We start from the raw sequence: 14097 nt of genomic DNA on the forward strand, positions 1-14097 counted from the left end.
TATTCCCGTTTACTGCTTGCTAAGCGCTGATTGTGATTGTGCTGCTTTCAGCTCGGCAGCCGTCATACCCACAAATTTCAAGCCGGGTTGCGATTTAAGGTGCGAGGTGTCGCTGACAACAACACGATCACCGGCTTCCAGACCCGATTGTATTGTCCATTGTCCATTGTCCATGGAACCCAGCTTGACCTTGACCGGCACCAATTGCTGGTTCCTGATCATATAAACCACTGCCCCGGCAGGGCCGATCACCACCGCTTTTTGCGGCACCTGCAGGGCATTCTTTTCACTGGCGACCGGCACCTTGACCCGCACATACATGCCCGGCAGCAGCTCAAAACCGGGGTTTTCAACCACCGCCCGCAAGGAGACAGAGCCGGTTTCCTGGTTAACAATCAGTGCCGAAAAATCAAGCTGGCCTTTGTATGGATAGACAGTGCCATCATCAAAGACTACCTCGATGTTTTTATCCGGTGTCGCTTTCAGCTGCCCGGACTTCATGGCTCTTCTAATCTTATGGATATCGGAACTGGGGCGGGTAAAATCAACATAGACCTTATCGATCTGCTCAATCATCGCCAGCTGCGTGGTATCTGCCAGCGCCAATGCGCCTTCCGTCACCAGCGCCTTGCCGATTCGTCCTGAAATGGGTGCTTTCACCGTTGCATGTCCCAACCGGATTCCAGCAATCTCCAGGCCGGCTTTTGCCTGTTCCACCCGAGCCGCAGACTGCCGGTTTTGCGCTGCGTAAGTATCATATTCCTGTCGGCTGACGGCACCCTTGGCCAGCAAATCCTTGTATCGCACCAGAGTGTGTTTGGCCAGGCTATACGCGGCCTCAGCGCTGGCCAGGTCGGCTTGCCGTGCCCGGTGACTTGCACTCAGGCTTTTACCGCCAATTTTAAACAGGACATCGCCCGCATTAACCTGGCTGCCCTCGGTAAAAACACGCTGCTCGATAATGCCATTGATCCGTGCCCTGATTTCTGCCAGCCAGTAGGCCGATACCCGGCCCGGTAGATCCTCTACTACCAGCCCTGAGCCGACTTTCACTGCAACCACAGTAAGGGGAATCGGTTGATCAGTTGCATCATCCGCAAACACCTTGGTAAGAGGCAATAGCGGTAACGATAAAACAAACGCAATAACAACAATGGGGGACTTCATTATTATCCTCGAGAAATAAAAAACGTTGATGCAAAACCGATTTTTGAACGCTCCTGCTCATCGATGCTGCAAGATTTACATCGTTCTAGCTGACTTTAAAAATCGCCTGTTTATCACAGCTGGAGTACCTGATCTCCTATCGCTTCACTCTACCTGAGCTGTTCAGCGTTTAGTGACCGGATAGTAAAAAAAATACTAAGGTGGACTCTATCAATTCACAATCGTTCTATGCAACGGCTTATTATTAGCCCAGTGCTTGCCGGGAGGTGGCCATCAGTTGCAGAAGTACCACTTTCAGAGGTTTAAATCCGGGCAGGAGAAGAAGCTGTAGTAAACAGAAAACCGCCAGCAGGCCAGTGGTAACAGGTGTGCCGGTGGCAAAGGGCTTGATGGCTGTGCCAAAGGATTTTTTCAGTCGGGCCCTGGTCAGATCTACTGCGTAAATCTCATCCAGCAGCAAATGGACCAGAAAGCCAACGGCAATAAATAACCCTGCCAAAAAGGCAGTCTGTGGCAGGGTGTTGAGAATATGCACGCTGATATTGGCGGTCAGCAAAGAAAATGTTAATCCCGCCAGCAGTGAATGACAGTTACCACGGTGGATTGTTATACGACGAATCAGGGGCAGAGCCACGCAGTGCTGGCTGAGAATGGCGGTAATTACCAGGGCCATATTCATTACCAGAGAAACCCGGGTAACCAGATAACTGGCCAGACACCCTGCCAGGATAATCGTTAACAGGCCGTGAATAATTCTCAGGGAGGTGGAATTATCGGAATCAATATCCGGCAGCAGGCCACCAAGGGTTCCCACTCCCCAGAGCAGCAGCGCCTGCTGGGCCGTAGCCAGCTCTGCATAGAGGGAGGTGATGGCCAGAGCACCGCTGGTGACACCGGCAACGGCTATATGTGTGGGAAAGTTGGCCATGGTACTACAGGCTAAAAACTACTGGCTAAAAAAACAGTATCTTAATGTTGTTTATAGAAAGGTGAAATAATTTTCTGATTTTTAAAGGTAATTTGGCAAGCTTCAGGTCTGTTGAAGGAGCGGGGCAGAGGTCAGAAGTCTCAAAAGTCAGAGGTGTTTGTCAGGGCACGTTCAGATAAAAATAACCGATAATGCATGCCCTGTGTTTATTGTGAACGTGCCCCGTTGTCTATTTTCCGACCCTTACGGCCAGCACATCACAGCTTGCGCCATGGAGAATGCTGGTAGATGTAGAGCCGAGAATCAGAGCGAGACCATGTCTGCCATGACTGCCGACAACAATCAGGTCAATATCGGATTCTTCCGCGATACGGTGGACTTCCCGTTCCGGGCGTCCGTAAACCACATGCTGCTCCCCTTTATCAACATTGATTTTATCCGCCAGCCTGGAGATGCGCTCCCGGGCCTGCTGGGTGATTTCGTCCTGCAGAGTGGTCAGGTCAAGGGGGATGTCGCTGCCGTAAGCGACACTGAGGGGTTCTACAACATGCACCAGGGTGAGGCGGGCGTTGTTGGCTTCGGCAATTTCGCGGGCCTTATCGAGAACAGCGTCAGCTTCATCGGTAAGGTCAACGGCAACCAGGATATGTTTGTAAACACTCATATTTCTATTCCTTGGGGCTGGTTACTCTTGTTTATCTGTATTGCTCTGTGTTCGTCGTTTTCGTGTATTGCTGCCTGTGATCCATCACGGCGTTCAGCTTTAGTGTGCCTTATGAGTTGTGCTTGATACTGCTGAGCAGGCATGCCCGAGGCTGATGCGCGTCCAGTGGATGCTGAGAACAGTCTAAAACAAATAGCATAGGAATCTATGACATGATTCATAAAATTTGTCATATAAAAGTGAATATTCCCCACGCAAACACATTTGGCCACCTTGTGAAGCTGCCGTCTTATGCCTTCGCATTTCTTTACTTTCCCATTAAGTTCAACGCATAAACCTGGTAAAAACCGGCGTGTCGCATTATTTATGTAGGTATTAACCTTGACTTAATTCGGAAATTGGTTGATCGTTGCGCAGCTTGATTCAAACGTTTGTATGAATTTGTCAGGTGACAGGTCTGAGGAAGCAGACGTGTCAGGGAAGCCGCCTTTCAGGGGCTGGGCTAACAGGCGATAGAAGAAAATTCGTTATCATCGCCAGAGGTTGGGGCGGTGATAACCAACGCAGACCGGTATCCAACAAGCGTGGAGAAACCTTAATGATCTACGAAGGACAGGCCATTACTGTCAAGCTGCTTGACGATGGTATTGCACAGTTTGACTTCGACCTTAAGGGTGAGGCAGTCAACAAGTTTAACGCGGCTACGGTCCAGGAACTGAAGGACGCGACTGAAGCTGTCAAGAACAGCAATGATGTCAAAGGGGTTGTGGTTACCAGCTCCAAGGATGTGTTTATTGTCGGTGCGGATATCACCGAATTCACCGCCGCTTTCGCCAGGCCGGAAGAGGAACTGGTAGAAGATTCCATCGCAACCAACGCAATTTTCAGCGCTTTTGAAGACTTGGAAGTGCCTACCGCAGTGGCCATTAACGGCATCGCCCTGGGTGGCGGTTTCGAGATGTGTCTGGCGGCGGATTACCGTGTTATGTCTACCAAGGCCAAAGTGGGTCTGCCGGAAGTGAAGCTGGGTATCTTTCCCGGCTTTGGCGGTACTGTACGTCTGAGCCGTGTGATTGGCTGTGACAATGCCGTTGAGTGGATCTGCATGGGTAACGAAAACCGCCCGGATGCCGCGCTGAAAGTGGGTGCCGTTGATGCGGTGGTTGAGCCTGAGAAACTGCTGGAAGCCACTGTCGATGTGGTGAAGCGTTCCATCTCCGGGGAACTGGACTATAAGGCTAAGCGTCAGGAAAAACTGGACCCCATCAAACTGCCCATGATGGAGCAGATGATGGCTTTTAACTCCGCTATCGGCTTTGTGGGCGGTAAGGCTGGTCCCCATTACCCGGCACCGGTTGCTGCCATCAAAACCATCCAGAAGCATGCGGGCAAGAAGCGTGATGATGCGCTTGTGATTGAGTCCAGGGGCTTCGTCAAGATGGCCAAGACCAGCGTAGCCCAGAACCTGGTGGGTCTGTTCCTGAATGACCAGGCGCTGAAGAAGACCGCCAAGCAGATTGAGAAGAAAGCCGGCAAGGTTGAGCAGGCGGCCGTACTGGGTGCGGGCATTATGGGTGGCGGTATTGCTTACCAGACTGCCCTGAAAGGCACCCCCATTATCATGAAGGACATCAACCAGGCCGGAATCGACCTGGGTCTGAGTGAAGCTAAAAAGCATCTGGCCAAGCGTGTTGAACGCAAGAAGATGGATGCTGGCAAGATGGGTGATGTACTGAACATCATCAAGCCTGCACTGTCTTACGGTGATTTCAAAACCGTTGATGTTGTGGTTGAAGCGGTTGTTGAAAACATCAACGTGAAGAATGCCGTACTGGCGGAAGTTGAGAAGCAGGTGAAACCCGGTACCGTACTGGCTTCCAATACTTCCAGTATTTCTATCAGCAAGCTGGCGGAATCCCTTGATCGTCCTGAAGATTTTTGCGGCATGCACTTCTTCAATCCTGTGCATATGATGCCCCTGGTGGAAGTTATTCGTGGTGAGAAGACCAGCGAAGAGACCATCGCGACGACCGTGAAGTATGCCCGCCAGATGGGTAAGACTCCGGTTGTTGTTAATGACTGCCCTGGATTCCTGGTCAACCGTGTGCTGTTCCCTTACTTTGGTGGTTTTGCTGCCCTGGTCCGTGACGGCGCCGACTTCCAGCAAGTCGACAAGGTAATGGAACGCTTCGGTATGCCCATGGGGCCCGCTTACCTGACCGATGTGGTGGGTATCGACACCGCCAAGCACGCCCAGGATGTGATGGCAGAAGGTTTCCCCGATCGTATGCAGCCTGACTTTGAAAGTGCCATTGAAGTGCTGTTCAAGGAAGAGCGTTACGGCCAGAAGAACAATGTCGGCTTCTTCAAATACGAGCTGGATCGCAAGGGCAAGCCCAAGAAGGTTGTTGACGAGAAGACCTACGAGCTGTTGGCACCCGTCGTTGCCGAACGTAAGGAGTTTGAAGCGGACGAAATTATCGCCCGTATGATGATTCCCATGTGCCTGGAAGTGGTGCGCTGCCTGGAAGACAAGATTGTAGAAACCCCGGCCGACGCTGATATGGGCCTGATCTATGGTATCGGCTTCCCTCCGTTCCGCGGTGGGGCTATCCGTTATATCGAAGAGATGGGTTTACAGGCCTTTGTTGATCTGTGTGAAAAGTATGCTGATCTCGGTCCGCTGTACGCGCCCACTGAGAACCTGCGGAAGATGGCTGCTGAAGGCAAGACCTTTTATTAACCCGAGAGGGCTCTTTGCGGGTTTGGCCCGAATAGAGGCCCACAGTTTGTCATCTTAATTCAACGGATTAATGGCCAGCTTTAAATAGCTGGCCAGAAAAAGAATTCAGGAGCTAAAACGATGAGTCTGAATCCGAGAGACGCAGTTATTGTTGATGCGGTACGTACCCCCATGGGACGTTCCCGGAACGGTATGTACCGTAATGTGCGTGCAGAAAAACTCTCTTCCGAACTGATCCGCGGCCTGGTGGCCCGCAACCCGAACTGGGATGTGAAGGAGACGGAAGATGTGATCTGGGGCTGTGTAAATCAGACCAAAGAGCAGGGCATGAACATCGCCCGGAATATCGCCATGCTGGCAGACCTGCCCCGTGACGTGGCTGGCCAGACGGTGAACCGTTTGTGTGGCTCTTCCATGCAGGCGCTGCATACTGCGGCCATGAGCATTATGACCGGTAACGGTGATGTGTTTGTGGTAGGTGGTGTTGAGCATATGGGCCACGTAAAAATGGACCACGGTATTGACCTGAATCCAGAAGGTTCCAAGCACTACGCCAAGGCGTCCAATATGATGGGCCTGACCGCGGAAATGCTAGGCCAGATGCAGGGCATCTCCCGCAGTCAGCAGGATGAGTTCGGTGTCCGTTCGCACCAGAAGGCCTGGGAAGCGACTCAGGAAGGTCGCTGGAACAATGAGATCGTTGCCATCGAAGGTCACGACGCCAACGGCTTTAAGGTGAAGTGCGAGATTGACGAAGTGATTCGTCCGGAAACGTCCCTGGAAGGTCTGCAGGGCCTGCGACCTGTATTCGATCCCAAGAACGGTACAGTGACCGCCGGTACTTCTTCTGCGCTGTCTGACGGTGCTTCTGCGCTGCTGGTGATGTCCGCTGAACGTGCCCAGGCCCTTGGCCTGAACATTCGTGCCAAGGTTCGCAGCATGGCTGTGGCAGGCTGTGAAGCGGCTGTTATGGGACGTGGTCCGGTTCCGGCCACCCAGAAGGTACTGAAGCGTGCGGGGCTGTCCATCAACGATATCGATATATTTGAGCTGAACGAAGCCTTTGCGGCCCAGTCCCTGGCTGTGATGAAAGAGCTGAAGATCCTCGATCGTATGGATGACAGAGTCAACCTGAACGGCGGCGCTATCGCCCTGGGTCACCCCCTGGGCTGCTCCGGCGCCCGTATTACCGGTACCCTGCTGAACGTGATGGAAGGTCAGGGCGCAACCCTTGGTCTGGCCACCATGTGTGTAGGCTTGGGTCAGGGTATTGCTACTGTGATTGAGCGGGTATAAACCCTTTTATGGCTCCGGGCAGGTTGAGCTGTCCGGAGTTATGCCTTGTCTGCCATTTCGGCCTGATTGTCTTCTTCAGTCACAACGCTGCCTTCTGGCTGGTTGGAACCAGGGCAGATTAGCTTCAGAACCAGTCTCTGCTTTTCTTCCTCTGTCAGGGTATGGAATCTCTCTCCCGTGCCTGTTGTTTTGATAAGGCTGCTGAGTGACTCGAAAGTATCCGGTTCAGCTATCAACTTAGCGAGCGCCTCCGCGAGCTGGTTCCGCTGTGTTGTCACTTCATCAAGCTTCTGCTCTGTTGCCTGACTGTATTCGGCGAGATCCTGGTTTTCCTGTGTATATGCTTGCTTCATTCTTGTGTTCTGCTGGTAGGCGTAGTCGACTTCCTGCTGCAGATGATCTTGTTGCCGGGCATGCCTTTCCTGGAGAGTGGTTATCTCACTTTCTTGCTGTTTGAGCTGGTTCTCAAGCTCACGCTTTTGTTCAAAGACCTTCTGATACAGGATGTTCAGATCGGTAATCCTGGATTCATACAGTACCTTTCTGGTTCTCAGCTCCTGTTGCAGATGCTCAATTGCGTTGTACAGTCCCTCCTTGAGTTTGTTATGGGCAAACTCACCAGAGGAGAGAGAGTCGCTGTCTTCTGAGGCGTTCGAAAGGGCAATAAGCCGGGGGCCGGAATCACCGAAGCCGCTGTCAGCAGAGGAGCGGGCGGACAGGGCGGAAACACTCTCCCTGTCTGTTTCATTTGCTCCCTTTTTGAAGCTGTTGAAAGGAGGGACTGGATAGTCCTGGGTCAGCTCTGGTGCGGTATGTGGAACGGGTGTGTTAGCCAGCAGTTCCGTGAGTTCTCTGACCTGCTGTTTGAGTTCGAGAATTTCAATCTCAAGCTCTGTAATCTGAACTTCAAGCTCTGTCGTGTTTTGCGCATCAATTTTTGTTTTCTCATGCTCTGTGGACAGGTGCTTATATTTCGCCCGGGTCTCCTTAAGGGTGTTTTTCACCAGAGAGAGGTTGTGGGTGTATTCCTCTTTTTCGTGGCCAAGCATTCGAATCTGGCGATTTTTCTTTGCGAGTTCCATCTTAATTGCGTGAATCTGACTCTCTTTCTCTTCGACTTTTTTCCAGAGAGTCTTGGTCTGCTGACGTCTTCCATTAAGGGCGATAGTCATCAGTGTATGGCGATATTCCTGCTCTTCGGCGATTTGTCCCAGCCGGATAAGGTGGTCGCTGGCCTTAAGCAGTTGTTTGTTATCCTCAATATGCTGTCTGAAATATGAGGCACGGTCCTCTTTGTACTCCTGTGAGAGCTGGCTCATTTGGCCGCTGACTTGCTCAAGTTCCGTTTGTTTCTCGCGAATCTGCTGTTCCAGCTGCTGTTGCTGCTCCAGTTCTTTTATGGATTGCTTCTGGGCCTGGGCGACTTCTTCTGCGCTCAGTTTTTCACGCCTTAATTGGCATATCTGGTGCTTCAACGTTTCCTGGTACGCCTTGCTTGCCTTGTTCTCTTCGCTCCGCTTTCCCATCTCCTTCAGAAGGTCTTCCCGGGCCTCTTGTGCCGCTTGCTTAGCCCGGTAGAGATCCTGTTCGGTGACTGGTATTTCCGGAGTGATTGTTGCCTTCCTGGAGAGGGCATCCCTGGCCAGGCCTGTCAGTATTTCCAGGGCCTTCTTCTGGGGAGAGTAGATTGAAGGTGACCACAGCGCCTGCACCGTCAGACGGGTGCTGTATAACAGTGTGAACATCAGGGTTGCGAAAGGAATGGCCTCGTTTTTAGTTTGAGCGTTGACGCCCATACCAAACCCAAGAAACCAGGAGGTCAGCAACATGGAACCGTCCAGCAGCAGGTGATAGAGCGCTGGCACAAGCAGTGATGGTCCCCGGATCAGGGTTTTACGGCACTCAGCCAGTGTGACGGTGGTTTCGGGGTTGCTGCCCAGAACCTGGGTGCACAGAGAGGTGACCCGGTCTGCGGCCTGTTGTGAGCTATTGCCACGGTAGAGCTGTACGGCAATGGATACCAGAGCTGTCGGCACCAGAACATAGGCGGTCGCCGTGAATATACCAGCGATTATCCCGACACCGGTAAACCCGGACAGCATGGCCGCTGCAGGAATAACAGCGACGCAGAAGCCTGTAGCCTTACGCAGAGGGCCAGGGGTGTGATCACGGCGTATGGTTTCCAGATCATCCTGCAATTCGCCCCATGAATAACTTTCCGGAAGTTGGATAGAGGCATTTGGCGGGCAGCTTGTCACCGCTAGTGGGGTACTTCTGATGTTTCCATTCTGTTGTGTGCCTGCCATACCCTGGAGGCTTTGACTGACTGCATCCATGTCAGTATTCCTTACAAACAGACCTGTTATGGCTGACTTTGCCCTGTTCTCGGCAGGATTACTCTGACAGTGCTGTCAGTATTCCTAACAGCCGGTTAAGGGGCTTTTTCGGGAGGATGGCTTGAAGCCGGGCGAAGGAACTGTGTACCCTGTATAACAATATTTATGTAAAGTTTAAGTCAGGAGCCATGCCTGAAATTGCATGGTCCGGTGGGTAGACGTGTTTTTTTGGAAACAGGGCTATGATAAAAATTGTTCCAAAAGAGCCTTGACCACAGGCACTGTAAAAAATATATAGTTGTTCAAATTTTTGCGAAGCCCCTCTCGGTCTCCTGCCCGGACGGGTGACAATACAGGATGTGAGTTAATCGTATATGGGTAAATCACTGGTCATTGTGGAATCGCCGGCGAAGGCGAAGACCATCAATAAGTACCTGGGCAAGGAGTTTGTCGTCAAATCCAGTGTCGGACATATCCGTGACCTCCCCGTAAGTGGCAGTGGCCAGCGTAAACCTGTTGATGCGAAGGCCAGGGCTAAAGCCGCGGCGGAATCCCGCAAGCTGTCTTCGGAAGAGCGTGAGCGCAGGAAAAAGGCCAAGGCGAAAACCCAGCTGATTGAGCGTATGGGCGTCGATCCGGAAAATGACTGGTCTGCCAAATACGAAGTATTACCGGGTAAGGAAAAGGTGGTTGATGAGCTGCGCCGCCTGGCCGCCAACGCTCCCACTGTCTATCTGGCGACGGATTTGGACCGGGAAGGGGAGGCGATTGCCTGGCATCTGCAGCAGACCATTGGCGAGAATGTCTCCGATTACCGTCGGGTGACTTTTAACGAAATTACCAAAAGCGCTATCCAGGAAGCCTTTAAAGAACCCGGTGAGCTGAATATCGACAGGGTGAATGCCCAGCAGGCCCGTCGTTTTCTGGATCGGGTTGTGGGTTATATGGTTTCTCCCCTGCTCTGGGCCAAGATCGCCCGGGGGCTGTCGGCCGGCCGGGTACAGTCCGTAGCTGTGCGCCTGATCGTTGAGCGTGAGCGGGAAATCCGTAAGTTCGTTCCCGAAGAGTTCTGGGAAGTTTATGTGGATCTGAAAACCTCCGCCGGAGAGAAGGTTCGTTTTCAGGTCGAGAAAGAGAAAGGGAAGAAATTCCGCCCAGGCAGTGGTGAGCAGACAGAGGCCTCTGTGGCCCTGTTGCAGGCCGCAGCCTATGAAGTGCTGAGCAGAGATGACAAACCTACCTCAACCAAGGCTCCGGCACCTTTTATTACTTCTACGCTGCAGCAGGCCGCCAGTACCCGCCTTGGCTTCTCGGTCAAGAAAACCATGACCCTGGCCCAGCGGTTGTATGAAGCCGGTCATATCACCTATATGCGTACGGACTCCACCAACCTCAGTGCCGAGGCTGTGGCCAGTGTACGGGATTATATTGGTGATCAGTTTGGCAAAGACTATCTGCCGGATAATCCCAATGTGTACTCCAGCAAGGATGGAGCCCAGGAAGCCCACGAAGCGATTCGGCCTTCCGATGTTCATGCCGTGCCCGCCAAGATGAGAGGCCTTGAGCGCGATGCAGAGCGGCTGTATGAACTGATCTGGCGTCAGTTTGTGGCTTGTCAGATGCCGCCGGTCCGCTACCTCAGCACTAGCATTGTAGTGAATGCCGGTGATTTCGACCTGAAAATCCGCGGTCGTACCCTTAGGTTTGATGGCTTTACTAAGGTGATGCCACCGGTGGCCGGCAAGGCAGAGGATATTATTTTGCCGGAGATTACCAAGGGTCAGAGTCTTGATCTTGAAGCCCTTGACTCCCGTCAGCTGTTTACCAAGCCGCCGGCTCGTTTCTCGGAAGCGGCTTTGGTGCGGGAGTTGGAAAAAAAGGGTATTGGCCGTCCTTCTACCTATGCCTCTATTATTTCCACCGTTCAGGATCGGGGTTATGTGGCTCTGAAAAATCGCCGTTTCTATGCGGAAAAAATGGGTGATATTGTCACCGACAGACTGGTGGAGAACTTCCATGATCTACTGGATTACAGCTTTACTGCCCGTATGGAAGAGAATCTGGATGAGGTGGCCAATGGCGGTTCCGACTGGAAGGAGCTGCTGAACGGTTTTTACAAGGACTTCAACAGTCGTCTTGAGCATGCGGAGCAGCCGGAAGGGGGCATGCGGGCCAATGAGCCGGTAATGACTGATATTCCCTGTACTGACTGTGGTCGTCCCATGCAGATTCGTACCGCCAGCACAGGCGTGTTCCTGGGATGTTCCGGTTATGCACTGCCGCCGAAAGAGCGCTGCAAGAAGACCATGAACCTGGTGTCCGGTGATGAGGCGATTAATTCCGATGATGAAAATGCGGAAGTGAATGCCCTGCGGGCTATGCATCGCTGCGCCATCTGTGGCACCGCCATGGAAAGCTACCTGCTGGATGAAACCCGCAAGCTGCATATCTGTGGTAATAATCCGGACTGCTCTGGCCATGAAATTGAAGAGGGCCAGTTCAAGATCAAGGGTTATGAAGGCCCCGTGATTGAGTGTGATAAGTGTGGTGCAGAGATGCAGCTGAAGTCTGGTCGTTTCGGCAAGTACTTTGGCTGTACCGGTGAAGATTGTAAGAATACCCGCAAGCTGCTGAAGAGTGGTGAAGCCGCGCCTCCGAAGATGGATCCGGTGCCTATGCCGGAACTCAAGTGTTTGAAGGTGGAAGATCATTATATCCTGCGGGACGGTGCGTCCGGACTGTTTCTGGCAGCCAGCCAGTTCCCCCGCAACCGGGAAACCCGTGCGCCGCTGCTGAAAGAGTTGCTGCCCCACAAGGAAGAGATCGATAAGAAGTACCACTTCTTGATGACCGGACCGGTGGAAGATCCTGATAGCAATCCTTCCATGATCCGATACAGCCGTAAAACCAAACAGCAGTATCTGATGACTGAGGTTGATGGTAAGGCCAGTGGCTGGCAGGCCTTTTATGTGGATGGTGCCTGGGATATTCGGGATAAGCGAAAGAAAAAATAAACAGATCATTCTGTGATCGAGAAAACGGCTGTAGTGCTTTGATTCCGCAGCCGTTTTCTTTTGTATCTAATATTATTTCGACTCTTTGTTTTCCCTGGAAAGACCGTGTACCCTGTCTGCCGGCAGACAGTAGTAAGATTGACTCTATGTCAGAACAATACAGCCAGTACACCAATAGAAAATTGCTGATGGCCCGCACTCTGTGGCAAATGGTCGGGGATGCCCAGGAACCGGGAAGGGAAGGTTTGCGGCAGGGATTCCTGTTTCATATGTATGGGGCGCTTTGTGGGCTGGTGTCTGAAGTGCTGGAAAGCAGTCAGGTGAGGACTGATCGCCCGGTTTCCCTGGAGGAAGCGGAAGCTTTGCTGCGACAGAGAAGTTTGTTCTCCGGCGGAATTCAGCAGATCCGTAATCAGGCAGAGAGTGGCTGGCTTGCAGGGGTTCTGGAAGACTATCGTCAAACGTCACATTTTTCCGATCCCTCAGGAATAAGCGTGGAGCCGGTTCGACCCCAGTCGTCGAATATTATTGCTGTTTCAGTTGAAGGAATTGCTCAACCATCGTGCCGCGGTGAGGAGTTTCTCTGTTTGAAAGCACTGCAAGAGCTGGTGCAGGAGATTCGTGGCCAGCTTCAGGAGTGGTGAGCGATATTTATTTTTCTGTTATCCCTTGCGCTGACGGATAATAACGCCAGCGCTATTTCCCTGACTGGCAGCTTCTTCCAGATTATCCAGAGTTTCCGCAGTCATGGTCTTAACCCAGCTGACAACGGTATGGCTGTTGCCAGTAGACAGCACCCGTCTGCTCAGGGCCTGGCACTCTTCGTCATTGGGGGCTGACAACAGCAGCAGGTTGTTGATACTGACCCCTGTTGTCTTCAGCCATTGGCCGAAATCCCTGGCCTGGGCGGAGCTGCAGATCATGGTCAGCCAGCGCTGGTCTTCGCCACGACTGAGTTGTGTCAGCATGGGAGCCACCAGGGCTGACAGGGAGAAGCCCAGTGAAGGGAGAATCACCTCACTGATACGTTCTTCAGTAACAGCAGTGTACTCTCTGCTTTGTATTGTTTGACTCTCTTCGGTCCAGTCTAAAGCCAAGGGCTGGGTCTGCATGATGTTGTCCTTATGGCTGATTTAGGATTGGCTCAGTGGCGAATAACACCGACACTCAGGCCTTCTATTTCCAGGTGGTCGTGGTTGAGATCGACTTTGATAGGAGCGAACTCTTCGTTTTCCGCATGCAGCCAGACGATATTTTTTTTGCGTTCAAACCGTTTCACCGTTACTTCCTCATCCAGCCGGGCTACAACTATCTGACCATTGTGGACGTCTGTGGTTTTGTGGACGGCTAGCAGGTCACCATCCAGAATGCCGATATCCTTCATGCTCATACCTTTAACACGCAGCAGGTAGTCTGCCTTTGGGTTGAAAAAGTCTGGCGGGAGCTGGCAGTGGGTCTCAATATGTTCCAGGGCAAGAATAGGGGAGCCGGCTGCGACCTGGCCGATAATGGGAAGGCCATATGCCGGTTCAGGTTCTTCGGTTGTAGGAATACGAATACCCCGTGAGGTGCCGGGAATAATCTCAATGGCACCTTTCCTGGCGAGGGCCTTGAGGTGGTCTTCTGCGGCATTGGGCGAACGAAAGCCCAGCTGGCGTGCAATCTCTGCACGAGTAGGAGGAAAGCCTGTGTCATTTATATGAGACTTGATAAAAGCCAGAATCTCGGACTGTCTCGGGGTCAGCTTGATCGGTGTACTGGTCATGGGGCTATCCATACGAGAATGAATCTGTGTTTTTATACAGTAACTGTGATTATATACAGTTTGTTTTTGCCCGCAAGTATTCCGGTGACAACTTTTGCTCTATATAAGGAGGGACGAGAAAACTTGACAGGATGCATGCTTAAGCCAAACAATTGTTTAAAACAGGCGTTTCGGCCTGGAGTTT

The 14097-nt window shown here is 52.2% G+C and carries 10 protein-coding genes; 4 read left to right on the forward strand and 6 right to left on the reverse strand.

All coding sequences use genetic code 11. From position 1 onward, the window contains the following. Positions 1-9 precede the first annotated feature (9 nt). From ACY2RQ_RS13165 to ACY2RQ_RS13175, 3 genes are all read right to left on the reverse strand, one after another. Entirely contained in the window at positions 10-1167 is a 1158-nt protein-coding gene (locus tag ACY2RQ_RS13165) for an efflux RND transporter periplasmic adaptor subunit (RefSeq protein ID WP_490113448.1), read from the reverse strand. A 244-nt stretch (positions 1168-1411) separates the two neighbouring features. Further along, positions 1412-2095, reverse strand: coding sequence for a metal-dependent hydrolase (locus ACY2RQ_RS13170; protein ID WP_490113449.1), 684 nt, complete (start codon positions 2093-2095; stop codon positions 1412-1414). A 229-nt stretch (positions 2096-2324) separates the two neighbouring features. Continuing rightward, on the reverse strand, positions 2325-2759 hold the full coding sequence (locus ACY2RQ_RS13175; RefSeq protein ID WP_490113450.1) for a universal stress protein: 435 nt from the start codon (positions 2757-2759) through the stop codon (positions 2325-2327). A gap of 598 nt (positions 2760-3357) precedes the next feature. On the opposite strand from ACY2RQ_RS13175, the gene fadB reads away from it, so the two are divergent. After that, positions 3358-5502 carry a fatty acid oxidation complex subunit alpha FadB gene (fadB, locus tag ACY2RQ_RS13180; protein WP_490113451.1) on the forward strand — a complete coding sequence of 715 codons (2145 nt, stop codon included), beginning with the start codon at positions 3358-3360 and terminating at the stop codon, positions 5500-5502. Between the two features lie 120 nt (positions 5503-5622). After that, positions 5623-6798, forward strand: coding sequence for an acetyl-CoA C-acyltransferase FadA (gene fadA, locus ACY2RQ_RS13185; protein WP_490113452.1), 1176 nt, complete (start codon positions 5623-5625; stop codon positions 6796-6798). Between the two features lie 38 nt (positions 6799-6836). Here fadA and ACY2RQ_RS13190 read toward each other — a convergent pair whose 3' ends face one another. Next, entirely contained in the window at positions 6837-9134 is a 2298-nt protein-coding gene (locus ACY2RQ_RS13190; RefSeq protein WP_490113453.1) for a hypothetical protein, read from the reverse strand. A gap of 374 nt (positions 9135-9508) precedes the next feature. Between ACY2RQ_RS13190 and topA the strand changes: the two genes are divergently transcribed. Then, a complete protein-coding gene (gene topA, locus ACY2RQ_RS13195; protein ID WP_490113454.1) occupies positions 9509-12148 on the forward strand; it encodes a type I DNA topoisomerase in 2640 nt (879 codons plus the stop codon). 146 nt (positions 12149-12294) lie between these two features. After that, the gene (locus tag ACY2RQ_RS13200; RefSeq protein WP_490113455.1) at positions 12295-12792 is read left to right on the forward strand and encodes a DUF6586 family protein; all 498 of its coding nucleotides are present in this window, start codon (positions 12295-12297) and stop codon (positions 12790-12792) included. An 18-nt stretch (positions 12793-12810) separates the two neighbouring features. Here the strand turns inward: ACY2RQ_RS13200 and ACY2RQ_RS13205 are convergent, their stop codons facing one another. Together ACY2RQ_RS13205 and lexA are read right to left on the reverse strand one after the other, a co-directional pair. Further along, complete coding sequence (locus ACY2RQ_RS13205) at positions 12811-13260, reverse strand: SulA-like leucine-rich domain-containing protein (RefSeq protein ID WP_490113456.1); 450 nt, start codon at positions 13258-13260, stop codon at positions 12811-12813. Positions 13261-13292: 32 nt separating this feature from the next. Next, positions 13293-13913 carry a transcriptional repressor LexA gene (lexA, locus tag ACY2RQ_RS13210; protein WP_490113457.1) on the reverse strand — a complete coding sequence of 207 codons (621 nt, stop codon included), beginning with the start codon at positions 13911-13913 and terminating at the stop codon, positions 13293-13295. Positions 13914-14097 lie beyond the last annotated feature (184 nt).

Source organism: Parendozoicomonas sp. 209JJ7-1 (assembly GCF_058147085.1).

Coding starts and splice junctions, on each gene's coding strand:
- fadB (WP_490113451.1), top strand. CDS start 3,358: ATGATCTACGAAGGACAGGCCATTACTGTCAAGCTGCTTGACGATGGT.
- ACY2RQ_RS13200 (WP_490113455.1), top strand. CDS start 12,295: ATGTCAGAACAATACAGCCAGTACACCAATAGAAAATTGCTGATGGCC.
- ACY2RQ_RS13175 (WP_490113450.1), bottom strand. CDS start 2,759: ATGAGTGTTTACAAACATATCCTGGTTGCCGTTGACCTTACCGATGAA.
- fadA (WP_490113452.1), top strand. CDS start 5,623: ATGAGTCTGAATCCGAGAGACGCAGTTATTGTTGATGCGGTACGTACC.
- ACY2RQ_RS13205 (WP_490113456.1), bottom strand. CDS start 13,260: ATGCAGACCCAGCCCTTGGCTTTAGACTGGACCGAAGAGAGTCAAACA.
- ACY2RQ_RS13190 (WP_490113453.1), bottom strand. CDS start 9,134: ATGGATGCAGTCAGTCAAAGCCTCCAGGGTATGGCAGGCACACAACAG.
- ACY2RQ_RS13170 (WP_490113449.1), bottom strand. CDS start 2,095: ATGGCCAACTTTCCCACACATATAGCCGTTGCCGGTGTCACCAGCGGT.
- topA (WP_490113454.1), top strand. CDS start 9,509: ATGGGTAAATCACTGGTCATTGTGGAATCGCCGGCGAAGGCGAAGACC.
- lexA (WP_490113457.1), bottom strand. CDS start 13,913: ATGACCAGTACACCGATCAAGCTGACCCCGAGACAGTCCGAGATTCTG.
- ACY2RQ_RS13165 (WP_490113448.1), bottom strand. CDS start 1,167: ATGAAGTCCCCCATTGTTGTTATTGCGTTTGTTTTATCGTTACCGCTA.